Below are 23,596 nucleotides of genomic sequence, written 5' to 3'. Positions count from 1 at the left end.
GTCTTCTGACATGCGACGGTTCTGCCGCGGGAGGTCGACCGGCGAGGTCGCCGAGCCCGCGCCCGTACGGGGGCCGGTTCAGGGGAGCGGGGCCGGGTCGTCGAGGCGGTCCAGTACCGGGTTGCGGACCTGCTGGAAGATCACCGAGGTGCGGAATCCGGCGACCTCCCGGCGCCTGCTGAGGCGGTCGGTCAGGAACGCGTGCAGGTGGTCGAGGTCCGGCACCGCCACGTGCAGGAGGAAGTCGTCGTCGCCGGAGATGACGAACACGCTCAGCACCTCGGGGAGCCGTGCCGTGAAGTCCTTGAAGGCGTCGATGAACGGGCGGCTGGGCACCCGGAGCTTCACCGAGACCAGGGCCTGCACGCCTCGGTTGAGGGCGGCCAGGCTGATGTCGGCGTGGTAGCCGCGGATCACCCCCCGCCGGGTCAGCGTCCGTACCCGTTCCAGGCAGGTCGACGGCGCGATGCCGAGCTTGCGCGCCAGCTCGCGGTTGGACTGCCGCGCATCCGTTTGGAGAAGGCGCACGATTTCAACGTCGAGTTCGTCCATGGCCGAAATATTGGCACGATTCCGGACAGACGTTCGGTGAGCCGTCGCCCTCACCGGCCGGATGGCTAGCGTCAAGGCGTTTTGTTCGATCATGGGAGAAGACGTGGCGCTGTCGACGCGACAGGAACCGGCGGGGGCGGTCGCCCCGGCGCGCGAGCACCGGCTGGGCACGGCGCAGGGTACGGCGCTGTTCGTCGGGGCCGTGCTGGGGCCGGGCGTGCTGGCGCTGCCGCACCTGGCCGCCGCGGCGGCCGGACCCGCCTCGATCCTCGCCTGGGCGGCGCTGCTGGTCCTGAGCGCGCCGGTGGCGCTGACGTTCGCGGCCCTGGGGTCGCGGTACCCGGACGGCGGTGGGGTCGCGACCTTCGCCGGGCGGGCGTTCGGGCCGCGGATCGCGGCGATCGTCGGCTGGTGGTTCTACGGCATCGTTCCGGTGGGCACGCTGGCCGGTGCGCTCATCGGCGGGGACTACGTCACCTCCGCCGTCGGTGTCGGCCGCCCGTGGGCGGTGGTGGTGGCGGTCGTCCTGCTGGCCGCGGCGTTCGCGACGAATCATGGCGGGCTGCGGATGTCCGGCCGGGTACAGGTGGTGCTCGTGAGCGGGCTGGCCGCGCTGCTGACCACCGCCATCGTCACGGCGGGACCACGACTGTCGTGGGGGAACCTCGCGCCGTTCGCCCCGCACGGCGCGCTCGGTGTGGTGCACGCGGCGGGAGTGCTGTTCTTCGCGTTCGCGGGGTGGGAGGCGGCCAGCCACCTGTCCGGGGAGTTCGCCGATCCGCGCCGGTCGATGCTCCGCGCGACCACGCTGACCCTGCTGATCGTGGGCGTGCTGTACCTCGGGCTGGTGGTCACCGTGCTCGGCGTCCTCGGTGGACGGGCCGCGACCTCACCGGTCCCGCTCGCCCTGCTCCTGCAGGAGGGGATCGGCGCCGGAGCCCGGACGGCCACCGGCGTCGTCGCCGTCATCCTGAGCTTCATCGCGGTCAACACCTACATCGCCGGCGGGGCCAGGCTCGGCGCCGCCCTGGCCCGCGACGGCGCCCTGCCCGCGCCCCTCGCCAAGGGAGCGGTGGCCGGGCAGGTGCCGCACCGCAGCCTCGTTCTGCTGGCGGCGCTCACCGCCCTGGTCACCGCGGTCGCCGTTCCGTACGGGCTCGGGCTCGACACGCTGATGCGGGCCACCGCCGCCTGCCTGGCCGCGGTCACGGTCGTCGGAACGGCCTCGGCCGTCCGCCTCCTGCCCCGCGGCGACCGCCGTGGCCGTACGCTCGCGGCGGCGGCCACCGTCTTCACCGGCCTGGTGCTGCTGTCCTGCGGCGCCTACCTTCTCCTGCCCGTGGCGCTGGCGGCGGGCGCCGTCCTGGCCGTCCGCCGACGGATCGCGAAGCCGTCCGGCTGAGCCCCACGGCCGGGCTCCCGGTCGGGTTCCACGTACGGGCGGCGGCTCCGGAGGAAGACGAACGGCCCTGCCGGGGATCCCGGCAGGGCCGTCGCAGCATGTGTACCGATGTGCGGGTCGCCTCTCGGCGAAAGGCACAACGCGGCTCCAGCCGAACGGTATTCCGCGAAGGCGATAGATGAGGCCCGGGGACACCAGGCACATCGGCCACGGTGGATGTAACGGAGCGAGCGGCGTCCTTGTTCCCCGGTCCCGGAGATTCCCGTGGCCGGCCACGGTGGGTGATCTCGTGGCCCGGAAACGTGTGGGGGCGCTCGTCAGGGGAAGCCCTGACCTATCATCGGCAGCAGCGTCGCCCTAGGGAAGAGGTGTCAGATGGTGAAGGATCTGGACGTTGACGTCATCGACGTCAGCGGGCCCATCGCTGTCCTCACCGTCAAGGGGGAGCTGAACCTCTACACCAGCGGAGGGTTCCGCACCGCCGTACGGGGGGCGGGCGGCGACGGTCATCCGCATCTGATCCTCGACGTGTCCGGAGTCCCCTTCTGCGACTCGAGCGGGCTCAGCGCGCTGATCATGCTGCACCGCTGGGCGGGTGAGGCCGGCGGGTCGCTCACGCTGGCGGCGGTTCCCGACCGCATGTCGCGGCTGCTGGAGATGTCGGGCGTCGACCAGACGATCCCGATCCAGCCGACCGTCCGCGAAGCGCTCGAGCAGCACCCGCACGGCGGCGACCGCACGTCCGCTCCGCAGAACTGAGACCGGTCCCGGGCGAGGGCGTCACTCCCGGAGGACGTTGACGTCGTCGGACGAGACCGCGACCATGCCCTCGATCTCCGACAGCAGGACGGCCAGCTCGTTGACCGGCCCGATGCCCTGCACGGACAGCCAGACCGAGACGACGCGCGGATCGTCGCCCTCGCCCCGGTCCTCGACCGACAGTTCGCTGACCGTGAAGCCGTGGCTCGTGCACCGGGCGAGGGCCTCGCGCAACGAGCCGCGCCCGCTGCGGTAGGCCAGCCGCAGGCGCGAGGACGCGTACTTCGACCGCGGCAGCCGGGCCGCCAGCGGGGTCAGCCCGAACACCACGAGGAAGTGCCCGGTGGTGACCAGGACGGCGAGCAGCCAGAGGCCCCCGCCCGCCGCCATGCCCACGGCGGCGGTCAGCCAGACGATGGCGGCGGTGGTCAGCCCGCGGACCGCGTCGCGGCGTACGAAGATCAGCCCACCGCCGACGAACCCGATCCCGGTGACGATCTGGGCGGCGACCCGGGACGGGTCCAGCGTGACGTGCGGGCCCAGGACGTCGGTGAAGCCGTACTTCGACACCAGCATGATCAGGGCGGCGGCGAAGCCCACCAGGGTGTGGGTGCGCAGCCCGGCGCTCTTGTGCCTGACCTCACGTTCGAGCCCGATCGCGGCCGACAGGGCCAGGGCCAGCGCGAGGTCGCCGACCTGCGCCCATCCCTGGCCGGTCGGCTCTCCGAAGTAGGCCGGCACCACCGTTCCAGGCTAGTTCGCGCGGCTCAGGGCATCTCGTCATCCTTGATTGTCCGGGTGTCGCGCAGCTCGACGTACGGTTCCTCGCGCGGGGAATGGCCGGCCTCGATGGCGCGGCTGCGTTCGAGTTCGGCGTTGAACTCCGCGCCGAGCAGGACCGCGAGGTTCGAGATCCACAGCCAGATCAGCGCGACGACCACGCCCGCCAGGCTGCCGTACGTCTTGTTGTACGAGCCGAAGTTCGCGACGTACAGGGCGAATCCGGCGGAGACGACCAGCCAGAGCAGCACGGCGAGGACGCCGCCGGGACTGACCCACCGGAAGCCCTGTTTGGCGTTGGGGGAGGCCCAGTACAGCAGCGCGAACATGAAGCTCACGACCAGCAGCAGCACCGGCCACTTGGCGATGTCCCAGACGGTGACGGTCGCGGACTGGGCGCCGATCAGGTCGCCGACGCGGCGCGCGATGCCCCCGGTGACCACCACGGTCACCGCCGTCACGGTCAGGCAGACCAGCATCACGATCGTGATGCCGAGGCGGATGGGCAGCGTCTTCCACAGCGGCCTGCCCTCGGGCACGTCGTAGACGACGTTCGAGGTCCGCATGAAGGCGGCGACGTACCCGGAGGACGACCACAGCGCCACCAGGAGGCTGAGCACTCCGGCCAGACCGGCGGCGCCGGTCCCGTGCTGCAACTCGGTCAGCGCGTTGATCGCGAGCTGGCGTACCGGTCCGGGGGCGGCCTTGCCGAGCTCGTCGATGAGCTGCTGCAGTGTGTTCTTGCCGGTCAGGCCGAGCAGCGACACGAGGACGAGCAGCGCCGGGAACACCGACAGGACGCCGTAGTAGGTCAGGGCCGCCGCCCGGTCGACGAGATCGTCCCGCTGCACCTCGCCGACGGTCCGGCGCAGCGCCGCCCACCACCAGCGGACGCCGAGGTCGGTGGGCTCGGGAGCCTCCTCCTCGGGAGCATCCGTCTCGGCGGCGTCCTTCTCGGGAGCGTCGGTCTCGGGCGTTTCGGTCTCGGAGGCTCTGGTATCGGGGGTTTCGGTATCGGGGGCTTCGGTGTCGGGGGTTCCGTGCTCGGGGGCTTCGGTCTCGGCGGACCTGCCGACGGCCGACTTCCTCATTCTCAGGCTCCCTCAGACGATCGACAGGGGCTGTTCGGTCGCCGGCGTGATGACGGCCGTGCACTCCGGGCACCGCCGCGCCGCCAGGGGGATCTTCATCGTGCACTCGGGGCAGTCCCGCTCGGCCGCCGCCTGCTTCCGATCGAACAGGTGCAGTACGCGCGTGACCGGTAGGACGATGACGAAGTAGATGACCGCCGCGGAGATGAGGAAGGACACCGCCTCGGTGAGGAAGGCCCCGTACGTGAACTTGGCCTTGCCGACGGTGAGGACGAGGCTGGTGAAGTCGGGTTTCCCGCCCACCACTGCCAGCAGCGGATTGATGAAGGAGTTGACGAAACTCTTGACGAGGTTGCTGAACTGGGTACCGATCACCACGGCGACGGCGAGGTCGACGAGGTTGCCGCGCAATATGAACTTACGAAAGCCGCTCATCACGGCAGGCAGTATTCCCGTCTGACGCCCTCTATGCTCCGGATTGCGGCCAAGTCCGAACTCCGCGTAGCGGCGAGTGGAGCGCCCGGTCCGCTCGTCCCTTATCCGGGAATGGCGCCGGAGTCGGCGAGATCCGCGTCGATCAGGTCTTTGAGCAGCGCCGATGTCGCGGACGCGAGCTCCCGCACCGTGGGTTCGGGCAGGACCACGTCGCTCTCGAAGGCCCGCCGAACGGTCCGCGCGAGGAGGTCCGCCCGCCGTTCCCAGCCGTCGGCGGAGGCGCGCAGGAACCCCTCGAACGTCGCCTGGTAGGCGTGACCGACCTCGTCGACCTCCATGTCGTCACGGAGCAGGCGGTGCTCGGCCAGCAGTTCGAAGTAGCCGCGGGCCATCTCGGTATGCCGGTCGTCGAGGCTGACGGTCAGCCTGCCCATCAGCTCGGGGTCGGCCAGGAGGAACCCGCGCAGCAGTGGCCGCCGCGCGATGGCCAGGAAGTAGGACTGCGCGAAGCGATGGAGCAGGCAGGTCTGCGGCTCCTCCACGAGCGCCTGCCGTACCTCGGCGATGGCGGAGCACACCTCGCGGGTGAAGACCGCGCCGAAGAGCTGGTCGCGGCTTTTCCAGTGCAGGTAGACGGTGCCCTTGCCGATGTCCGCTCCGGTGGCCACGTCGTCGATGGTCACCCGCCGGTAGCCGTGGCGCAGCAGCAGGTCGGCGGCCACGTCGAGGATGCGGGCGGCGCGTTCGGCCCGGTCGCGGGGGGCTCGGACTCGTTCCACGCCGGTCACCGTATGACCAGATGCGAGTTCTGGTCAACCATCAGCGAGACGGTTGACCAGATTTCAAAAATAGTCATACAGTCATGGCGACGCTGGAAGCAGACGCGGTGGAGGACGGCATGAGGACAGTTCTGATCTCCGGAGCCGGCATCGGCGGGACGACGCTCGCCTACTGGCTGGCCCGGCACGGGTTCGAGACGACCGTCGTGGAGCGGGCCGCCGGCCTGCGCTCCAGCGGCAGTCCGGTCGACGTGCGCGGACCGGCGGTGGAGGTCGCCGAGCGAATGGGCGTGCTGGAGCGACTACGCGACGCGGCGACCACCGCGAGGGGAATGAGCTTCGTCAACGACTCCGGCCGCCGGGTCGGCGGCGTGAACACCGGCGCCCTGCAGCGGGCCTGGGGCAGCCGGGAGGTGGAGATCACGCGAACCGACCTGGCCACGGTCCTGTACGAGGCGAGCCGCGACTCGGCCGAGTACCTGTTCGGTGACAGCATGACCGCGATCGGCCAGGACGGCGACGGGGTGGAGGTCACCTTCGAGAAGGCGGAGCCGCGCCGGTTCGACCTCGTGATCGGCGCCGACGGGCTGCACTCGATGACGCGCCGCCTGGTCTTCGGGCCCGAGGACCGGTTCGTGCGCCACATGGGGCTGTACGTGGCCACGATGCCGCTGGACGGCCCGGCCGAGGAGGCGAAGAGCGTGGTCATCCACAATTCCCCTGGCCGCATGGTGGCCGTCCACCCCGTGCGCGGCCGAGCGCTGGCCGCCTTCATCTTCCGGAGCCCGGAGGTGGCCGGCTTCGACCACCGCGACCTGCGGCAGCACAAACGCATCCTGGCCGACGCCTACGCCGGGGCGGGCTGGCGCGTGCCCGGCCTGCTGGACCAGGCGATGGCCGCGGAGGACCTGTGGCTGGACTCGGTCAGCCAGGTGCGGATCGACCGGTGGCACGACGGGCGCGTGGCGCTGCTGGGCGACGCGGCCTCGTCGGTGTCGCTGTTCGGCGAAGGCTCCACGCTGGCCATGGCCGGCGCCTACACCCTGGCGTGCGAACTGGCCGCCGCCCCCGACGGCGCCTTCGCCCGCTACGAGGCCGCGCACCGCGCGCTGGTCACGCCGAAGCAGAACAACGCGGCGACAGCGGCCACGCTGATGGTCCCCGCCTCGCGCGCCGGCATCGCGACCCGGAACCTCGCCTCCCGGCTGTGGCCCGCCGCCGCGGCCACCGGCTGGGTGCGCGGCAGGCTGACCCGGGCCGTGGCCTGAGCCGGTCAGGCCGACGACGCTCCGGTGTTCCGGGCGGGAGGCCGCGGGCGGAGGCCGTCCATGAGGACGGTGACGAACGCGTCGGTGAGCTGCCGGGACGCCGGCTGCGCGCGGGCGATCGCGTAGGCGGTCTGGCCGACCAGGACCGTGGTGAGGGCGGGGTCGAGGTCGGTGCGGATCGCGCCGGCCTCGCGCGCTCCGGCGAGCATCTTCTCCACCACCTGGACGAGCTCGGCTCGCAGGGCCGTGGTCGCGGGCGGGCCCCCGCGCTGCGCGCCGGGGGCAACGGCGTCGACGTGCGCGACCACGCCGTCGACGTGGTCGAGCGCATGGGGATCATGCCGCGGGTCCGGGCTGCGGCCACCGACGTCCAGGGCATGAAGTTCGTCGACGGCGACGACCGGGCCATCGCGCGGGCGGCGGTCAGTGCTCGGCGGTGACGGCGTTGGCGCCGCTGGGTTCGGCGCTGCCGGCCTCGGCGGCGTGGCTCCGGCCGTGGCGGATGAACGCGGCGATGAGGACGACGGCGGCGACCACCACCGACCACAGGACCTGCGGCCGGCCGCTGTCGTCGAACAGCATCGTCACGAGGATCGCGGCGATGCCGGCGATCGTGGCGATGGTGAGGTACGGGAACAGCCACATGCGGACGAGCAGGCGGTCGGGCGCCTCGCGCTCCAGGCGGCGGCGCATCCGCAGTTGGGACACGGCGATCACGGTCCACACGAACAGGGCGACCGCGCCGGAGCCGTTCAGCAGGAAGAGGAAGACGGTGTCCGGGCTGGTGTAGTTGAAGATGACCGCCACGAACCCGAAGGCCACCGAGATCCAGATCGCGACGTGCGGGACGCCGCGCGCGGTGGTGGCACCGAACACCTTCGGCGCGTCGCCGCGCTCGGCCAGCGAGAACGCCATCCGCGAGGCCGTGTAGAGGCCGGAGTTCAGGCAGGACAGCACGGCGGTGAGGACGATGACGTCCATGATCGTGCCGGCCCCGGAGATGCCGATCCGGTCGAGGACCGCGACGTACGGGCTCTTGGCGACGTCGCTCGCGCTCCAGGGCAGCAGCGTGATGACGACGGCGATGGAGCCGAGGTAGAAGACCAGGATCCGCCAGATCACGCTGTTCACGGCGCGCGTCACGGCGCGGCCCGGGTCCTGTGACTCGCCCGCCGCGATGGTGACGATCTCGCTGCCCATGAACGCGAACACCACGGTCAGCAGGCCGGTGATCACCGCGCCGGACCCATGCGGGAAGAAGCCGCCGTGCCCGGTCAGGTTGCTCATGCCGACGGCGTGCGTGCCGGGCAGCAGCCCGAAGATGGCGAGGAGGCCGAGCACGATGAACACCGCGATCGCGGCCACCTTGATCGTGCTGAACCAGAACTCGAACTCGCCGTACGAGCCGACCGAGAACAGGTTCGTCGCGGTGAGCAGGATCATCAGGGCGAGCGCCAGGAGCCACTGCGGCAGGGCCGGAATCCAGCCGTGCACGATCTTGGCGCCGGCCGTCGCCTCGACGGCCAGGACGACCGCCCAGAACCACCAGTACAGCCAGCCGATCGTGAAGCCGGCCCAGCGGCCGATCGCGCGGTCGGCGTAGGCCGAGAAGGAGCCGGTGTCGGGGGAGGCGGCCGACATCTCGCCGAGCATCCGCATGACGAGGACGACCAGCAGGCCGGCGATGGCGTACGAGACGAGGATCGCCGGCCCGGTGGTGTGGATGCCGGCGCCCGACCCGACGAACAGCCCCGCCCCGATGACGCCGCCGATGGCGATCATGCCGACGTGGCGGTTCTTCAGCCCCTTCTGGAGGCTCTTGTCGGCCATCTACCCCTCCTGATCACTTACCGCAGCCAAATCGTCACACCGCAGGCTCAGAGGAGCTTATGTGGCGACTGGGAGTGATTGTCCAGTCAGGGAGAGTTGAAACCGTCAGGTCTCGGGTTGCTCGGTCAGCGGCAGGAACACCTGGAAGCGGGTGTCGCCCGGCTCCGAGGTGACCCGCAGGTCGCCGTGATGCCGGTTTGCGACGATCCGCCAGGAGATGTCCAGCCCCAGCCCGGTGCCCTCGCCGACCGGCTTGGTCGTGAAGAACGGCTCGAAGATCCGTTCCCGCAGGTCGGCCGGGACCCCCGGCCCGGTGTCGCCGATCTCGACCAGCACCCGGTCGTTGTTCCGGCCGGTGCGGATCGTCAGCGTGCCCTCGCCGCCCATCGCGCCCAGCGCGTTCTCGATCAGGTTGGTCCAGACCTGGTTGAGCTCGCCGGCGTACGCCGGGATCTCCGGGAGCGACCGGTCGAAGTCCTTGACGACCCGGACGCCCTTACCGATCTTCCCGGACAGCATGACCAGCGTGGAGGTCAGGCCGTCGTGGACGTCGATCCACTGGAACGGGGCCCGGTCCATCTGGGAGTACTGCTTGGCCTTGCCGACGAGGGCGGAGATCCGGGTCGTGGCGTCCTCGATCTCGCCCATCAGCGTCTCGGTCTCCACGGCGTAGCCGAGCCAGCGCAGCGCGGTGTTGAGGTCGTTCGCGCCGACGGCCGCGCGCACCTCCTCCAGGCGCTCCACCGTGATGCCCGCCGGCACGAACACCGCGGCGAGGTCCCACCCGGCCGCGACGTCGTGCTCGTCGAACCAGTCGGCCAGTTCGTCCTCGCGGTCCGCGGTCTGCATCGCGCTCAGCCGCGGCGCGTCGGAGACCTGCTTGACCAGCAGCTCCTGAACCTCGATGAGGCGTTCGAGCAGGTCGGGATCGATGTCGTTGCGGGCCAGCAGCGCCAGCTTGTGCCGCATCCCGGCGACGCGCTCGCGCAGCGCGGCCGTCGCCCGGACCGCGGCGGCGGCCGGGTTGTTCAGCTCATGGGTCAGCCCGGCCGACAGCGAGCCGAGCGCGATCAGCCGCTCCCGCCGGCCGATGAGCGCGTCGGTGGCGCGTTTGCCGAGGAACATGCCCTCGAGCAGGTGCGCGGCCATCGGGAACCACGCGACGAAGCGCTCGCCGAACTCCGCCGCCGGCAGCGTGAGGAAGCTCAGGTCGGTGACGGCGTACACCGACGCGGAGTAGCGCTGGTCGTCCCGTTGCCCCATGAGGAACTCGGTCGCCCCGCAGTACACCCCGCGCTGGTCGGTGCGGATGAGCTCCACCTCGTCGCCGTGCACCGTACGGCACATGCGCAGCGTGCCGGACAGCAGCACGTAGAAGCAGGTGGCGGGGTCGCCCTCGGCGATGACCCGGGCCTGCGCGGGGTGGTGCTCGACGCCGGCGTGCTCGGCGACCCAGGCCAGTTGCTCGTCGGAGAGCCCCTCGAACAGGAAGAGGGTACGGAGTTCGTCGGGGGTGAGGGTTTCGGTGCTCAACGCTCCTCCAGGTACCGATGCACTAGAGCGACGGCCATCGCGCCCTCGCCGACGGCGGAGGCGACCCGCTTGACCGACTGCGAGCGTACGTCACCGGCGACGAACACTCCGGGCATGGACGATTCGAGGTACAGCGGATCGCGGTCGAGCGTCCAGCCGGGCGGGCGGCGCCCCTCGCGGAGCAGGTCCGGGCCGGTGCACACGAAGCCGTGCGAGTCCCGGGAGATCGTGTCGCCGAGCCACTCCGTACGCGGCGCCGCGCCGATGAACACGAACAGGTGGTTCGTCGGCAGCGTCTCCGTCTTCCCGGTCTCGGCGTCGCGGAGCGTCACCCGCTCCAGGTGCTCCTCGCCGTCCACCGCCTCGACGGTCGTGCGCACCCGCACGTGGACGTTGTCGATGTCCCGCAACTGCTCGATCAGGTAGTGCGACATCGAGCGCTCCAGCGACGGCCCCCGTACGAGAAGGGTGACCGAACGGGCGTGGTGGGAGAAGAACACCGCGGCCTGCCCGGCGGAGTTCGCCCCGCCGACGATGTAGACGTCCTTGTCCTGGCAGGCCGGGGCCTCGGTGGACGCCGAGCCGTAGTACACGCCCTGCCCGGTGAGCCGCTCCGCGCCCTCGGCCTCCAGCGCGCGGTAGTAGACGCCCGTGGCCAGGACGACCGCGCGGGCGGCGATCTCCGTGCCGTCGCCGAACGTGATCACCCGGGCCGGGCCGCGGGCGGTCAGCCCGACGACGTCCCGGGCGGTGAGCACCTCGGCGCCGAACTTCGCCGCCTGGCGGCGCGCGCGGTCGGTGAGCTGCGCGCCCGAGACGCCGTCGGGGAAGCCGAGGTAGTTCTCGATCCGGGAGCTCTGTCCGGCCTGGCCGCCGGTGGCCTTCTTCTCCACCAGGACGGTGTGCAGGCCCTCCGACGCGCCGTACACCGCGGAGCCGAGCCCGGCCGGCCCGCCGCCGATCACCACGAGGTCGTAGAACTCGGCGGCCGGTTCGGTCGAGAGCCCGACCGCGGAGGCGATCTCCGAGCCGGTCGGCGCGCGCAGCGTCTTGCCGTCCGGGGTGATGACCACCGGGATCTCGTCCGGCGCCGCGCCGGCCGCCTCGAGCAGCCGGGTCGCCTCGGGCTCGTCCACGGAGTACCACCGGTACGGCACCGAGTTGCGGGCCAGGAACTGCCGCATCTCGTACGACGGCCGCGACCAACGGTGCCCGATGAGCTTGGTCTCCTCGACCGGCCGGTCGCCGACGGCACGCCAGGTCTCCACCAGCGCGTCCACCACCGGGTAGAGCTTCTCCTCCGGAGGGTCCCAGGGCTTGAGGAGGTAGTGGTCGACGTCGACGACGTTGATCGCCTGGATCGCCGCGTCCGTGTCGGCGTACGCGGTCAGCAGCGCGCGCCGGGCGTGCGGGAACAGGTCCATCGCCTGCTCGAGGAAGGTGATGCCGTTCATGTTCGGCATCCGGTAGTCGGCCAGGATCGCGGCGACCGCGTCGCCGCGCAGCTTGATCTCCCGCAGCGCGTCGAGCGCGTCGGCGCCTGAGTCGGCACGTACGACGCGGTAGTCGTTTCCGTAACGTCGCCGCAGGTCGCGGGCGACGGCGCGGGAGACCGACGGGTCATCGTCGACCGTCATCAGGATCGGCATGCTCATGACCTGAATCATTCCAGCCCGCGGTCTTCCGGGGGAGAGCCGGTCGCCCCGTCCGCGGCCCGCCCGGTCCGGCCCGTACGGGCGTGGTGAACTCCGCACCCGCCATGCGGGCTCCGGGTCGGCCTGCCGAGGTGAGGTCATTGTCACCGTACGGTGACGACGCCGATATCCAGCGTCATCTCCGCACGTGGGCATCCGTTGTCAATTGATTTCGGAGAGTGGCAGACGTGTGCATGATTACTTGTGGTAGTTATGTGGCTTCCCTCCGAGATCACGGTCTCGCGAGATCCCGCTCGCCTCCCCCTGCATCACGATCTACGGGAGTATTCGTGACCGATCGTTCCAATCGCGCTGGTCGTCGCCGTGTGGCGACGGCCCACCCGCCGCTGCGCGCCCGCGGTCTGATGGCGGTCGCCGCTGTCACGGTGGCCGTCGCGCTGCCGGTGACGGGCTGCGGCGGCAAGAGCCCCTCGCCGGCCCCGGCCGGCGGCGGGCCGGCGGCGTCGCCCGCCGGAAAGCTGCCGCAGGCGACGACGTACACCACGCTGAAGGGTCTCGGGCAGGACACCGCCGACACGATGTCCGACGGCACGGTGGTGCACCCGAAGGCCGCCGTGCCCGTGTCGGCCACGGCCGGGGGACCGGCGGTGGCCGTGCTGCCGAGCGCTCAGCTCGGCAGCCCGACCTGGGTGCCGGTCGTCGAGACCAAGTCGGGGTGGGACCGCGTTCTGCTGCCCAGCCGGCCGAACCGCTCGACCGGCTGGATCCCCACCGGGAAGGTCGGCCTGGACACCGCCCGCAGCCCGTACGAGATCAAGGTCGACACCTCGGCGCGCACGCTGACGCTCACCAAGTCCGGCCACAAGCTGGGCACCTGGACCGTCGCGGTCGGGGCGGCCAAGACGCCGACCCCCGTTGGCCGGACGTTCCTGCTGGCCTCCCTGGCGCCCGCCAAGAAGACCTACAGCCCGCTCATCCTGCCGGTGGGGGCGCACTCCGAGACGCTCGACACGTTCGGCGGCGGCCCGGGCACGGTCGCGTTCCACGGCTGGCCGAGCGCGTCGGTCTTCGGCAAGGCGGTCACGCACGGCTGCGTCCGCGTCCCCGCTGACGCTCTGAAGCAGTTGTCCGAGGTCCCCCTCGGCACGTCGGTCCTCGTCACGGCCTAGCTCTCGAGGGAAGCGTCCGCGCTTTCACCTACTTTCAAGGAGTCACCATGCGTTCGATACGTCTGGCCGCCTGCGCGGCCATCGCGGGTGCGCTGGCCGCGCCCCTGGTCATGAGCGAAACGGCCTCGGCCACCGGCGGGACGGGTTCCGCCTACGGTCTGGCCGCCACCGGTCTGGTCGCCATCCCCGCGACCCCGGCCGTCGCCGCCACCGCCGACAGAAGCCTGCTGCACCTGCCGGCCAACCCCCTCATCGACGTCAAGGTCCTGCACGTCACCGCCAAGCCGGCCTATGCCCGCGCCAGCGTCACCGACCTGAGCGTCGCCAAGGCCGCCCTCAGGGCCCACCTGGTCACCGCCACCTGCACGGCCGGCACCGCCACCAGCCACCTGGTGAACGCCACCCTCGCCGGGCGCCGCCTGGCCGCCGACGCCGCGCCCAACAGCGCCCTCAGGATCCCCGTCCAGGGGCTCGGCGCCGCCAGCGTCACCCTCAACAAACAGGTGCGCAACGCCGACGGCACCGTCACCGTCACCGCCATCGAGGCCATCCTGCCCCTCGGCCCCGGCCACACCCAGACCCTCAGCGTCTCCTCCGCCACCTGCGCCGGAATCCGGAAGGAGCCGCCCGGACAGGCGCCGAAGCCCGAGCCGGTCCCCAGCGACCTGCCCGTCACCGGCTGAGAGCACCCATGACGCGACGGCCTCCGGGTTCACGACCCGGGGGCCGTCGCGCTGTGCGAAGACGATCAGGAACCTCGCGTGCTTGCGCGAGGACGGCGATCACGGGTCGGTGCCGAGCCGGGTCTTCCGCCGCCGAACGGCCGGGCAAAGCGTGGAATGTCCCTGAAAAGCGACAAAACGTTCCGCTGCAACTACCGAGCGACTACTATCTGCGTCCCATACGCGGCCTGGTCACTGCCGGGCCCCAAAGTGCACATCTCGGCTGAGGCGAGGGATCGAGATAGAGACGTACGACCGCGCGGATCGGCGGAGGCGAATCCTCCTTAGTTTCTGTCGTTCTCTGCGGTTCGTCCGGCGGCCCTCGGCCGAGGACTTCACCGTCCACCGCGTCGAACGGTGCGCGCACACCGATTTATCGGCCATTCCCTAGCGCGGTCCTGCACCCCACGCGGGGACGGCTCGCCCACGGCTCCGGAAGACTCCGTTCTTTGCTCCAACCGCCGACGAGGACCTGATTGATGTCAGCACACGTTCCTACCCACCAGCGGGCCGAGCGCCCGCCGATGGACCGGGCCCTACTCGTCCTGCTGGCCGCGGTGGTGGTCACCGGCGGCGTCTGCCTGGGGGTGACGGCCGCGGTTCCCGCCACGGATCGCGGGCTCGTCGCCGCCTGCACCGGGGTGGCGGCGCTCGTCCTGTGCGCCGCGCTGTCGTTCGCGGCCTACGGATTCCAGACCGCACGCATCCTCCGCGACCGTCTCGCGGAGATGGAGTCGGAGGTCACCCGGCTCGCCGACACCACTCTGCCCGCGGTCGTGAAGCGGCTGCGCGACGGGGCGTCCGGCGACACGGCGATGTCCTCGATCGAACAGCCCGCCGACGCCGCGTACCGGCGGATCCTCCGCGTCCTCGTCGACGAGGTCGCCCGGGGAGAGCGCATGCGCGCCGCCGCCATGTCGGTCTGCGCGAACGCCGCCGGTCGCGTCCAGGCCCTCGCCACCAGCATGCTCGCCGATCTCCGCGAGATGGAGAACGAGCACGACGAGGCGGTCCTCGGCGACCTGCTCAAGCTCGACCACACGACGGCACAGGCCGGTCGCCTGGCCGACAGCATCGCCGTGCTCACCGGCGCCCGATCCGGACGACGCTGGACCAAGCCGATCGTGATGGAGAGCATCCTGCGCGGCGCGGTCGGCCGGATCAGCGCCTACCAGCGCGTCCGGGTCCACTCCACCAGCGCCGTCGCGGTCGCGGGCTACGCCGCCGAAGGCGTCATGCACGCGCTGGCCGAACTGATGGACAACGCGACGAGCTTCTCCCCGCCGTCCGAAGAGGTGCACGTCTACGTCGAAGAGGTGCACGCGGGCGTCGTGGTCACGATCGAGGACGGCGGCCTGGCGATGAGCGCCGCCGCGCTGGAGCGCGCGGAGCGGGCGGTCTCCTCCCAGGAGCTCGACCTGACCTCGTTGTCCGGTACGCGGCTCGGCCTCGCGGTGGTGGGCTGCCTTGCCCGTAAGCACGGCCTCACGGTCTCCTTCCGGCCGTCCTCCCGCGGCGGCACCGGAGTCGTCGTCATGATCCCGAGGTCGCTGATCACCCAGCCGGGGCCGGCCGCCGTACCGAGCGGGGCCCGCGTCGTGGGCCTGGACGCCCGCCGTACCGAGAGCGCCCGGGCGGACGCGGCCACCCGGACCGCGGCTCCCGAGCGGGGTGTGGTCGCCACGGTGGAGGCCACGAGCGTGGCGCCCGCCGACGCGCCGGTCACCGAGGAGACCGCCGACCCGGCGACGGAGCCGCCCCATCTCCCTGAGACCGGCGGCGAGACCGTCCCGGGCGGCGATGAGATGATCGGCGGGCTGCCCAGACGACGGAGAGGCCAGACGCTGGCGGCGGCCACCGCCCGGGCGTCCGATGAGCCCAAGCCCCGGGCCGAAAGGCCCGCGACCGACCCCGGAGCGAGGTTCAGAGCCTTCCGGGAGGCCGGTCGCCGCAAGCGCGAGAGCGGTGACGCGCCCGCCCCCGAGACGGATGAGAGCTGAACGCGTCGCTCACCCTGCCAGGCTGGAATGACAAGACAACAGATTGGAGGCAGGGGACGAATCTCCGGCGCCCACGCCCGGATCACCGCCCCGCACCAACCATGAAGACCACAGATCGCGACCTCGACTGGCTGCTGGAGAACCTTCTCGAGAGGACTCCGGAGAGCCGGCACGCCCTCGTCCTGTCCAAGGACGGGTTGAAGCTCTGCCACACGTACGGGCTGAGCGTTGACCAGGCCGACCAACTCGCCGCGATCGCCTCGGGCATCCAGAGCCTGTCCTACGGCGCCTCCGCGGAGTTCGGCGACGGATCCGGCGGCCTCCGCCAGTCCATGACCGAGTTCCACGGCGGACTGCTGTTCATCGTCGAGGCGGGGGAGGGCGCCCACCTGGCCCTCATCGCCGGTGAGGACGCCGACGTGGGCGTGATCGGCCACAACATGCACGAGCTGGTCGAGCAGCTCGGTGAGTACCTGGTCGCGCAGCCCCGGCAGCAGGGCAGTGCCTCCCGATGACGTCCCGGTCTGTCGACAGAGAGGACCCGGACCGGCTGTACATCGTCACCGGTGGCCGCAGCCGGGTGGACGAGAGCTCGATCGACATCGTCTCCCTGATCGTCAGCGAATGCGATCCCGCGCCGGGCATGCAGTCCGAGCACGTGAAAATTCTTCAGATGTGCACGAATCCGATGGCGGTCGTGGAGATCGCCGCCGAACTCGGGCTGCCGGTCAGCGTGGTGAAGATCCTGCTGTGCGACCTGCTCGACACCGGCCGGATCACCGCACGTCATCCGACGGTGGCACCCGCGAAGACCAAACTCCCCGAACCCGACATCCTGAAGCAGGTGCTCCTTGGACTTGAAAAGCTCTGACCGGGTCACCAGCGCGCCGCTGCGGAGCACCGCCAGCAACGCACTGAAGATCGTCATCGTCGGTGGCTTCGGTGTCGGCAAGACGACCATGGTCCGGTCGGTCAGCGAGATCCGCCCGCTCAGCACCGAAGAGGTCATGACCCGCGCCGGCGTCGGGATCGACAACGCGGCCGGCGTTCAGGACAAGACGACCACGACGGTGGCGTTCGACTTCGGGCGGATCAGTCTGAACGACCAGATGGTGCTGTACCTGTTCGGCGCCCCGGGTCAGCAGCGGTTCTGGTTCCTGTGGGACCGGCTGTTCTCCGGCACCCTCGGGGCGGTCGTGCTCGTCGACACCCGGCGGGTCCAGGACTCCTGGTACGCCATCGACCGTCTTGAGCACCACGGGATGCCGTTCATCGTCGCCCGCAACGACTTCGGCGGGCCGGCGCACAAGCTGGAGGACATCCGGACGGCGCTCGACCTGTCCGAAGACATCCCGCTGATCGAATGCGACGCCCGTGAGCGCGATTCGAGCAAGAAGGTGCTGATCACGCTCGTGAACCACCTGTACTCGCTGTCCACGGCTCAGCAGGAAGGTAATTGATGACTCAGCAGCCGCCGGAGACCGGGCCGTCGGCGCTCGAGGAGCATCCGGACGCGGTCCCGCTGTACGGGCCGCGCTACCAGGAGAACCCCGCCGAGCTGTACCGGGAGCTGCGGGAGACGCACGGCCCCGTCGTGCCGGCGCTGCTCGAAGGCGACATCTTCGCCTGGCTCGTGATCGGCTACCGGGAGCTGCACCAGCTCTTCAGCGATCCGCAGCTGTTCGCCCGCGACCCCCGCATCTGGAACCAGTGGCCGAACATCCCGTCGGACTGGCCGCTCATCCAGTACACGTCGTACCAGCCGTCGGTGCTCTTCGGCGAGGGACCCGAGCACCAGCGCCGGGTCGACGCCATCAGCGACGCCATGTCCGGGGTCGACCAGTTCGAGCTGCGGACCCGGTGCGAGGAGATCGCCGACGCGCTGATCGACGACTTCGCCGGCAGGGGCGAGGCCGAGCTCATGACGCAGTACGCCTACTCGATGCCGGTCATGGCCATCGCCCAGATCATCGGCATCCCGATGGCCGACGTGGACAACACCGCACGCGATGTCGTCACCTCCCTCGACGGCGGCGAGGCGGCCATCCCGGCCTACGAGCGGATCGCGGCCACGATGCAGCGCCTCATCAAGGCGAAGCGCGCGGAGCCGGGCCCGGATGTCACCTCGCGGATGCTGGCCCACCCGGCGGCCCTGACCGACGAGGAGCTGTTGTTCGACATCATCCTCCTCACGGTCGCGGCCCAGGAGCCGACGGCGAACTGGATCGGCAACGCCCTCCAGTTGATGCTGACCGACGACCGGTTCTCCCTCACCCTCTCCGGCGGGCGCCGTAGCGTCAGCCAGGCGCTCAACGAGGTGATGTGGGAGAACATCCCGGTGCAGGGCAGCCTCGGGCGGTGGGCCACCCGCGACACGCAGCTCGGCGGGCGGCGCATCCAGGCCGGTGACGCGCTCCTTCTCGGCCTGGCCGGCGCGAACGCCGACCCATACGTCCGGCCCGCCGGGACCGGTGTGCCGGACAACAACGCGCACCTGTCCTTCGCGCACGGCAGCCACGGCTGCCCGCACCCGGCGCCGGAGCTCGCGGAGGTCATCGCCCGGACCGCCGTGGAGGTGCTTCTCGACCGTATTCCGGACGTGGTCCTCGCGGTGTCCCCCGAGGACCTGACGTGGCGGTCGTCGTTCCAGATTCGGGGTCTGCTCTCGCTGCCCGTCAAATTCTCCCCGGTATCCGTCGCCCGGCCATGATCCACGGCATCCTCGGTGCCCCGGAGCGTGCTGGATCCGGCACCCGGCGCTGACTCCGGTCCACGCAGCCGACCCGCCGCCCGACCCCGATCGGGGGTCGGGCTCGCGCCCCGTACCGGGTTCGGCGCGGCCGTACCGGCCGCGTCCGTTCAGGCGCGAGTGTGCCAGCTCATCGGCACGTCATCGGTCGTCGGGTCGGTCGGCGCGTCCGGGCCGAACTCCAGCGCGGCGTCCGCGGCGATCTGGACGATGACGCGCCGCAGTTCGACGCCCGCCTGCCAGTGGCCGGGCAGCGCCGCCGTGCCGTACCGCGCGCCCAGCAGGTTGCCGCAGATCGAGCCGGTGGAGTCGCTGTCCCCGGAGTGGTTCACCGCGAGCCGCAGCGCCCGCCGTACGACGTCGGCGGGCGCGCCGTCCCGTACGGCCAGCGCGGCGCACACCCCGATGGCCAGGGCCTCCTCGCCGGTCCAGCCGCCGCCGAGCGTCTCCAGCCGCTCGGGCGTGAGCGCCGCGCCGTCCCGGGCCAGCGCCACCGCCGCGTCGAGCGACGCCGAGGTCTCCTCGTGCCCCGCGTACGACTCCAGCACCGTACGGGCGGCGTCGAGCGCGTCGGCCAGGTCCGCGCCGCGCAGCAGGCCCCAGACCGTCGCGGCCAGCACCCCCGCCGAGAGGTATCCGCTCGGATGGCCGTGCGTCAGGGCGGCGGACGTGGCGCCCATCGCGAACGCCGCGCGGCGGCAGTCGGCGACGCCCCCCGGGACGCGCGGGGAGAAGGGGAAGCCCGCCGGCGCCGCACGCATGACGCCGCCGCAGCCCTTCGAGTCGTTGATGGGCTCCTCGATGCCGCCCACCGGGACGTACGGACGCCGCCGGGCGGCGATCGTGTGCAGGGCGCTCAGGCAGGTCTTGCCGGGGCCCCGCCGCTCGTGCATCTCCGGCTGGGCGAACAGCCAGCCGCCGCCGAAGTCCTGATCGGGGAACTCCTCGCCCTGCGTGCGCAGCCACTGCAGGTACGCGGCCTGGAGCAGACCGGGCGCCGCCCCGCCGATGCCCTTGCTCCGCTCGCGGATCGACGCCTGGATCAGCGCCTCGGCGGTGAACAGCGTCATCTGGGTGTCGTCGGTGACGGCGCCCGCCCGCACCCGCGCGTCGCTGTACTCGGTCAGCCCCGCGGCGCCGTGCTTCGCGCGGATCTCCGCGATCGGCCGGCCCTCGATCGGTGCGCCGAGCGCGTCGCCTATCGCGCCGCCCAGCAGGCAGCCCAGCATGCGGTCCGGATCCGGGAATGTCATGCGATCGCCCACGCCGGTAAGTCTGCCAGGGGCCGGATCCGGACTCCGTCGCCACGTGTCGCTCGGTTCCGACTACTAGGAGCGTTTCTTGTCGCTACTCTGCTCCCGTGAATGGCCTATTTGAGGACGCAACGGACAAGCCACGCGCTACCGTCGCGAGCCGCCTGGCGGGATGGTTCGAGCGGACGCCGTTCCGTCGAGGCGTGACGCTCCTCGCCGTCCTCATCATCGTGCCGGCCCTCATCATCGGCGGTCTCCTCGCCGTCGGCGGCGGCGGAAAGGGCGACCGTTCGCAGTCCCGGGCGGCCGTCGCGACGCCGTCCGCGCGAGCGCACGACGAGGACTCGGGCACCGTCGAACGGACCGAGCGGGCCCTCGGCGAGATCGTCGCCTCGCGCAGCGCCCGGCCCGCGCCGACGTCCGCCTCCACGGCCTCCGCGTCCACCAGCGCGTCGCGCAGCGCGCGTGCCCGGCCCCGGCCGACCCGCACCACGGCCCCGTCCCCCTCCGAGAGCACCAAGTGCCCGCCGGAGCTGAAGAAGTGGCCGTGGATGTGGGACCTGTGCAAACGACGCCGCGGCGGTCACGCCCGCCCGTGAGGTCACGAACAGAGCACGAAGCACACGCTTACCTGTAGTACCGTCGTCCCGCCGCACATAGTTCGCCAGTCCCCCGGAGGATCTCCGCGTGCCAAGCACTCGGTCAGCGGCGCTGATCGCGGCGATCGCGGCGGTCGTGCTCTTGCTGACGTCCAGCGCGAATGAGTCGTCGGCCGCCCAGTCGCCGTCGGCCGACAGCGTTCAGGCCCTTCGCAAGCAGGCCGACAAGGCCAAGAACGAGCTCTCCAAGGCCACCAAGGCGTGGGAGGCGCGCAAGAAGCAGCTCACCGCCTCCGAGGACAAGCTCAAGAGCACGCTCGCGGATCTCGGCACCGCCAACGCCGAGCTCAACAAGATCCGAGAGCCGCTGGCCCAACTGGCCGCCAACGCGTACAAGCAGCCGGGCGTCATGGGCGTTCCCGCCCTGATCGGGGGCAACGACCCTGACCGGGCGCTGGCCGCCGCGACCGACCTGACGATGCTCACCAACGACCAGAAGTCCCTCATCGACAAGGCCGGCCGCCTGCAGAACCAGCGCGAGCAGCTCGCCGCGTCGGCGCAGGAGCTGCAGTCGAACAACGCGGTCGAGGAGGCGAAGCTGCAGCAGGAGATGAACGCGCTGAAAGCGCGCGCCGCGCGTCTCACCGCCCAGCTCACCGCCGCCCTGAAGAAGCTCGACCCCACCACCCGACTGCAGCTCACCTGCCAGAAGAGCCTGGTCGCCGAAGCCCGGAAGTTCCCCAACGGGCTCATCCCCGCGCGCTACCTCTGCCCGCTGCCGCAGCCCGGCCGGCAGCTCCGCGCCGACGCCGCGCTGGCCTTCTACAAGCTGAACACCGCCTACAAGGAGCACTTCGGCACCCAGATGTGCCTCACCGACTCCTACCGCCCCCTCGCCGAGCAGCAGCGGATCTACGCCGATCGGCCCGGCATGGCGGCGGTGCCGGGGCACAGCAACCACGGCTGGGGCACCGCCGTGGACCTGTGCGGCGGTGTGCAGAGCCAGGGCTCCGCGCAGTTCAACTGGCTCCAGGCGAATTCCAAGAAGTACGAGTTCTTCCACCCGGCATGGGCCTACAGCAGCCCCTTCGAGCCGTGGCACTGGGAGTACACCAAGGAGAACACCCCCGACTCCAGCGACTGACCCCCTCCGCGCGACGCGGCGGGCGATCCTCACGCACGGATCAAATCGACCCAGCGGGCCCCGTCGACGCCTCGGCTCAGCGGCTGAGGTCGGGTCGGGTGGGCCGGCTCAGGTCAGGCGGGGCAGGTTGGTTCGGCTCGGGTCGGGCGGTCGGCGTGGTGAGCGGGACCGTGGGTGACCGGCGATGGGCGCCGTGGGACGGTCAGGTGCGGCCGGTGGTGGGAAGCGGTCTAGCCGACGATGGTGACCGATAGGCGGGAGTCGACGGCGGCGCGGGCGATGGCCGCGGCTTGGGTGCGGCCGGTGCGCAGCACGACGAGCGCCCCCTCGTCGGTGTCGGGACCCGGCCGGGGCACCGCGACGACCGGGACCGCCGCCGCGACCGTGCGGGCCGGCAGCGGACCCTCGGCGCGCGCGGCCAGGATGTCCACGCGGTCGCCGGCGTGCAGCAGCCGTACGACGGAGGCGTCGGCGAGGCGTACCGGCGTCGCCACCGTGCCGGGCTCCGCGTCGTCGAGCAGCGTGCCGCCGCGCAGCCGCACGTCGGTCAGTGGCTCGCCCCGCCGCACGGGCCCGGCCAGCGTGCGTCCCGCAGCCCGGCGGACGGCCCCGTCGGGCACGGCGCGGGCCGGCAGGGTGCGGATCCCGACGTCGGCGGCGGACAGAATCGTGCCGCCGGGCAGGTCGTGAGCGGCGATGAGGACCGGCACTCCGCGCTGGTGGGGCCGTGCGGCAGCGAGGCCGAACGCCGCCGCCGCGGCCGCCAGCACGGCGGCGAGCAGACGGCGGTGCCGGCTCAGCGTCGCCCTCATCGTCGTCGTTCCGGCGGCGGGGTCACGGCGGTCATGGGCGCTCCGAGGGAATGGGCGGGGTGGTCAGGGAGCTCGATGGGGCCTGGGGCCCGCCCGGGGTGTGCGGGCGGGCGGGGGCGTCAAGGGAGTTCGATGGGGACCTCGAGTCCGTCCAGGGCGTGCGGGCAGGGGCAGTCGCGGTCGGCGGGCAGGGTGCCGATGATGTCGATGACGAGGTCGCGCAGCCGGTCGACGTTCTGCGCGAAGACGCGGAGCACCTCCTCGTGGGTGACGCCCTCGCCCTCCTCGATGCCGGCGTCGAGGTCGGTGACCAGACAGGCCGGGATGTAGCACAGCGCCAGCTCGCGGGCGAGGACGGCCTCGGGGTGCCCGGTCATGCCGACGAGGGTCCAGCCCTGGGCGGCGTACCAGCGGGACTCGGCGCGGGTGGAGAAGCGCGGCCCCTCGATGACGACGAGCGTCCCGCCGTCGACCGGCTGCCATTCCGCCGCGCGGGCGGCCTCCAGCGCGGTGTGGCGGCCGCGCGGGCAGTAGGGATCGGCGAAGGACAGGTGCACGGCGCCGTCGTCGTAGTAGGTCTGCGCGCGGCCGCTGGTGCGGTCGATGAGCTGGTCGGGGATGGCGAGGGTGCCGGGGCCGTACGCCGGGGCGAGCGAACCGACGGCGCTCGGGGCGATGACCTGGCGGACCCCGAGGGAACGCAGGGCCCAGAGGTTCGCCCGATAGGGGATCTTGTGCGGCGGATAGCGGTGGTCGCGGCCGTGCCGGGGCAGGAACGCGACCCGGCGGCCGGCCACCGTGGTCAGGGCGATGGTGTCGCTGGGTGGGCCGTAAGGGGTGGGCACCTCGATCTCCTCCACGTCGTCGAGGAAGGAGTAGAAGCCGGACCCACCGATCACGCCGATCTCTGCATGCATGAGCCGGACCCTAGTCGGCCGCCGCGACGTGCCGCGAGACCGCCCTCCGAACCTGTGGACAACGCGCGCTCCGGCCACCTGGCCACGGATCGATATCGGAGTCGAGATATGTCTTGTCAGCGCGAGAGACGCGTAATATCTTCTCTG

At 71.5% G+C, this 23,596-nt stretch carries 25 protein-coding genes; 13 read left to right on the top strand and 12 right to left on the bottom strand.

Features of this window, described 5'->3' with window-relative positions; translation table 11 throughout:
* Nucleotides 1-78: 78 nt before the first annotated feature.
* Complete coding sequence (locus tag ABD978_RS17240) at nt 79-552, bottom strand: Lrp/AsnC family transcriptional regulator (protein ID WP_345354749.1); 474 nt, start codon at nt 550-552, stop codon at nt 79-81.
* 91 nt (nt 553-643) lie between these two features.
* Here ABD978_RS17240 and ABD978_RS17235 point away from each other — a divergent pair, with 91 nt between their 5' ends.
* The gene (locus ABD978_RS17235) at nt 644-1,954 is read left to right on the top strand and encodes an APC family permease (RefSeq protein WP_345354747.1); all 1,311 of its coding nucleotides are present in this window, start codon (nt 644-646) and stop codon (nt 1,952-1,954) included.
* 375 nt (nt 1,955-2,329) lie between these two features.
* A complete protein-coding gene (locus ABD978_RS17230; RefSeq protein ID WP_345354745.1) occupies nt 2,330-2,713 on the top strand; it encodes an STAS domain-containing protein in 384 nt (127 codons plus the stop codon).
* A 21-nt stretch (nt 2,714-2,734) separates the two neighbouring features.
* On the opposite strand, the gene ABD978_RS17225 is transcribed toward ABD978_RS17230, so the two are convergent.
* From ABD978_RS17225 to ABD978_RS17210, 4 genes are all read right to left on the bottom strand, one after another.
* Nucleotides 2,735-3,457, bottom strand: a complete 723-nt coding sequence (locus ABD978_RS17225; RefSeq protein WP_345354743.1) for an MgtC/SapB family protein — start codon at nt 3,455-3,457, stop codon at nt 2,735-2,737.
* Nucleotides 3,458-3,480: 23 nt separating this feature from the next.
* Nucleotides 3,481-4,584 (bottom strand): YihY/virulence factor BrkB family protein, encoded by a 1,104-nt coding sequence (locus ABD978_RS17220; protein WP_345354741.1) that lies wholly within the window; start codon nt 4,582-4,584, stop codon nt 3,481-3,483.
* Nucleotides 4,585-4,596: 12 nt separating this feature from the next.
* On the bottom strand, nt 4,597-5,019 hold the full coding sequence (gene mscL / locus ABD978_RS17215; protein WP_345354739.1) for a large conductance mechanosensitive channel protein MscL: 423 nt from the start codon (nt 5,017-5,019) through the stop codon (nt 4,597-4,599).
* Between the two features lie 101 nt (nt 5,020-5,120).
* Entirely contained in the window at nt 5,121-5,798 is a 678-nt protein-coding gene (locus tag ABD978_RS17210; RefSeq protein WP_345354737.1) for a TetR/AcrR family transcriptional regulator, read from the bottom strand.
* Between the two features lie 119 nt (nt 5,799-5,917).
* Here ABD978_RS17210 and ABD978_RS17205 point away from each other — a divergent pair, with 119 nt between their 5' ends.
* Nucleotides 5,918-7,066: an FAD-dependent monooxygenase gene (locus ABD978_RS17205; RefSeq protein WP_345354735.1), complete on the top strand. Its 1,149-nt coding sequence runs from the start codon at nt 5,918-5,920 to the stop codon at nt 7,064-7,066.
* Nucleotides 7,067-7,071: 5 nt separating this feature from the next.
* On the opposite strand, the gene ABD978_RS17200 is transcribed toward ABD978_RS17205, so the two are convergent.
* Nucleotides 7,072-7,374, bottom strand: a complete 303-nt coding sequence (locus tag ABD978_RS17200; RefSeq protein WP_345354733.1) for an SbtR family transcriptional regulator — start codon at nt 7,372-7,374, stop codon at nt 7,072-7,074.
* Here ABD978_RS17200 and ABD978_RS17195 point away from each other — a divergent pair.
* Nucleotides 7,363-7,506 carry a hypothetical protein gene (locus tag ABD978_RS17195; RefSeq protein WP_345354731.1) on the top strand — a complete coding sequence of 48 codons (144 nt, stop codon included), beginning with the start codon at nt 7,363-7,365 and terminating at the stop codon, nt 7,504-7,506. The two genes, ABD978_RS17200 and ABD978_RS17195, sit on opposite strands and share 12 nt — an antisense overlap.
* On the opposite strand, the gene ABD978_RS17190 is transcribed toward ABD978_RS17195, so the two are convergent.
* The 3 genes from ABD978_RS17190 to ABD978_RS17180 all read right to left on the bottom strand — a co-directional run bounded on the left by ABD978_RS17190 (nt 7,490) and on the right by ABD978_RS17180 (nt 12,084).
* Nucleotides 7,490-8,896, bottom strand: a complete 1,407-nt coding sequence (locus ABD978_RS17190) for an amino acid permease (protein ID WP_345354729.1) — start codon at nt 8,894-8,896, stop codon at nt 7,490-7,492. The two genes, ABD978_RS17195 and ABD978_RS17190, sit on opposite strands and share 17 nt — an antisense overlap.
* Nucleotides 8,897-9,001: 105 nt before the next feature.
* Nucleotides 9,002-10,429: a sensor histidine kinase gene (locus ABD978_RS17185; protein WP_345354727.1), complete on the bottom strand. Its 1,428-nt coding sequence runs from the start codon at nt 10,427-10,429 to the stop codon at nt 9,002-9,004.
* Complete coding sequence (locus ABD978_RS17180) at nt 10,426-12,084, bottom strand: FAD-dependent oxidoreductase (protein ID WP_345354724.1); 1,659 nt, start codon at nt 12,082-12,084, stop codon at nt 10,426-10,428. Before ABD978_RS17180 ends, ABD978_RS17185 begins: the two co-directional genes overlap by 4 nt.
* Nucleotides 12,085-12,449: 365 nt before the next feature.
* Here ABD978_RS17180 and ABD978_RS17175 point away from each other — a divergent pair, with 365 nt between their 5' ends.
* From ABD978_RS17175 to ABD978_RS17145, 7 genes are all read left to right on the top strand, one after another.
* Complete coding sequence (locus ABD978_RS17175; RefSeq protein WP_345354722.1) at nt 12,450-13,253, top strand: L,D-transpeptidase; 804 nt, start codon at nt 12,450-12,452, stop codon at nt 13,251-13,253.
* Between the two features lie 47 nt (nt 13,254-13,300).
* Entirely contained in the window at nt 13,301-13,936 is a 636-nt protein-coding gene (locus ABD978_RS17170) for a choice-of-anchor P family protein (RefSeq protein ID WP_345354720.1), read from the top strand.
* A 518-nt stretch (nt 13,937-14,454) separates the two neighbouring features.
* Nucleotides 14,455-15,975 carry an ATP-binding protein gene (locus tag ABD978_RS17165; RefSeq protein ID WP_345354718.1) on the top strand — a complete coding sequence of 507 codons (1,521 nt, stop codon included), beginning with the start codon at nt 14,455-14,457 and terminating at the stop codon, nt 15,973-15,975.
* A gap of 101 nt (nt 15,976-16,076) precedes the next feature.
* Entirely contained in the window at nt 16,077-16,490 is a 414-nt protein-coding gene (locus tag ABD978_RS17160) for a roadblock/LC7 domain-containing protein (RefSeq protein WP_345354716.1), read from the top strand.
* On the top strand, nt 16,487-16,846 hold the full coding sequence (locus tag ABD978_RS17155) for a DUF742 domain-containing protein (RefSeq protein WP_345354714.1): 360 nt from the start codon (nt 16,487-16,489) through the stop codon (nt 16,844-16,846). Before ABD978_RS17160 ends, ABD978_RS17155 begins: the two co-directional genes overlap by 4 nt.
* On the top strand, nt 16,827-17,435 hold the full coding sequence (locus ABD978_RS17150) for a GTP-binding protein (RefSeq protein WP_345354712.1): 609 nt from the start codon (nt 16,827-16,829) through the stop codon (nt 17,433-17,435). Before ABD978_RS17155 ends, ABD978_RS17150 begins: the two co-directional genes overlap by 20 nt.
* Nucleotides 17,435-18,685: a cytochrome P450 gene (locus tag ABD978_RS17145; RefSeq protein ID WP_345354710.1), complete on the top strand. Its 1,251-nt coding sequence runs from the start codon at nt 17,435-17,437 to the stop codon at nt 18,683-18,685. The genes ABD978_RS17150 and ABD978_RS17145 overlap by 1 nt, the downstream gene beginning before the upstream one ends.
* Before the next feature lie 149 nt (nt 18,686-18,834).
* Here the strand turns inward: ABD978_RS17145 and ABD978_RS17140 are convergent, their stop codons facing one another.
* Nucleotides 18,835-19,989, bottom strand: coding sequence for an ADP-ribosylglycohydrolase family protein (locus ABD978_RS17140; RefSeq protein ID WP_345354703.1), 1,155 nt, complete (start codon nt 19,987-19,989; stop codon nt 18,835-18,837).
* Nucleotides 19,990-20,180: 191 nt separating this feature from the next.
* Between ABD978_RS17140 and ABD978_RS17135 the strand changes: the two genes are divergently transcribed.
* Together ABD978_RS17135 and ABD978_RS17130 are read left to right on the top strand one after the other, a co-directional pair.
* A complete protein-coding gene (locus tag ABD978_RS17135; protein ID WP_345354702.1) occupies nt 20,181-20,576 on the top strand; it encodes a hypothetical protein in 396 nt (131 codons plus the stop codon).
* Nucleotides 20,577-20,664: 88 nt separating this feature from the next.
* Nucleotides 20,665-21,720 (top strand): D-alanyl-D-alanine carboxypeptidase family protein, encoded by a 1,056-nt coding sequence (locus ABD978_RS17130; protein WP_345354700.1) that lies wholly within the window; start codon nt 20,665-20,667, stop codon nt 21,718-21,720.
* Between the two features lie 230 nt (nt 21,721-21,950).
* Here the strand turns inward: ABD978_RS17130 and ABD978_RS17125 are convergent, their stop codons facing one another.
* Both ABD978_RS17125 and ABD978_RS17120 read right to left on the bottom strand, forming a co-directional pair.
* Entirely contained in the window at nt 21,951-22,532 is a 582-nt protein-coding gene (locus ABD978_RS17125; RefSeq protein WP_345354698.1) for an SAF domain-containing protein, read from the bottom strand.
* A gap of 119 nt (nt 22,533-22,651) precedes the next feature.
* The gene (locus ABD978_RS17120) at nt 22,652-23,449 is read right to left on the bottom strand and encodes an S-methyl-5'-thioadenosine phosphorylase (protein WP_345354697.1); all 798 of its coding nucleotides are present in this window, start codon (nt 23,447-23,449) and stop codon (nt 22,652-22,654) included.
* Nucleotides 23,450-23,596 lie beyond the last annotated feature (147 nt).

It is taken from the genome of Actinoallomurus liliacearum (assembly GCF_039542035.1).
Classification (GTDB): Bacteria; Actinomycetota; Actinomycetes; order Streptosporangiales; family Streptosporangiaceae; genus Actinoallomurus; species Actinoallomurus liliacearum.
This window is presented reverse-complemented; position numbering and strand designations above follow the sequence as displayed.

Coding starts and splice junctions, on each gene's coding strand:
- ABD978_RS17240 (WP_345354749.1), bottom strand. CDS start 552: ATGGACGAACTCGACGTTGAAATCGTGCGCCTTCTCCAAACGGATGCG.
- ABD978_RS17235 (WP_345354747.1), top strand. CDS start 644: ATGGGAGAAGACGTGGCGCTGTCGACGCGACAGGAACCGGCGGGGGCG.
- ABD978_RS17230 (WP_345354745.1), top strand. CDS start 2,330: ATGGTGAAGGATCTGGACGTTGACGTCATCGACGTCAGCGGGCCCATC.
- ABD978_RS17220 (WP_345354741.1), bottom strand. CDS start 4,584: ATGAGGAAGTCGGCCGTCGGCAGGTCCGCCGAGACCGAAGCCCCCGAG.
- mscL (WP_345354739.1), bottom strand. CDS start 5,019: ATGAGCGGCTTTCGTAAGTTCATATTGCGCGGCAACCTCGTCGACCTC.
- ABD978_RS17205 (WP_345354735.1), top strand. CDS start 5,918: ATGAGGACAGTTCTGATCTCCGGAGCCGGCATCGGCGGGACGACGCTC.
- ABD978_RS17190 (WP_345354729.1), bottom strand. CDS start 8,896: ATGGCCGACAAGAGCCTCCAGAAGGGGCTGAAGAACCGCCACGTCGGC.
- ABD978_RS17180 (WP_345354724.1), bottom strand. CDS start 12,084: ATGAGCATGCCGATCCTGATGACGGTCGACGATGACCCGTCGGTCTCC.
- ABD978_RS17170 (WP_345354720.1), top strand. CDS start 13,301: ATGCGTTCGATACGTCTGGCCGCCTGCGCGGCCATCGCGGGTGCGCTG.
- ABD978_RS17165 (WP_345354718.1), top strand. CDS start 14,455: ATGTCAGCACACGTTCCTACCCACCAGCGGGCCGAGCGCCCGCCGATG.
- ABD978_RS17160 (WP_345354716.1), top strand. CDS start 16,077: ATGAAGACCACAGATCGCGACCTCGACTGGCTGCTGGAGAACCTTCTC.
- ABD978_RS17155 (WP_345354714.1), top strand. CDS start 16,487: ATGACGTCCCGGTCTGTCGACAGAGAGGACCCGGACCGGCTGTACATC.
- ABD978_RS17145 (WP_345354710.1), top strand. CDS start 17,435: ATGACTCAGCAGCCGCCGGAGACCGGGCCGTCGGCGCTCGAGGAGCAT.
- ABD978_RS17125 (WP_345354698.1), bottom strand. CDS start 22,532: ATGAGGGCGACGCTGAGCCGGCACCGCCGTCTGCTCGCCGCCGTGCTG.
- ABD978_RS17120 (WP_345354697.1), bottom strand. CDS start 23,449: ATGCATGCAGAGATCGGCGTGATCGGTGGGTCCGGCTTCTACTCCTTC.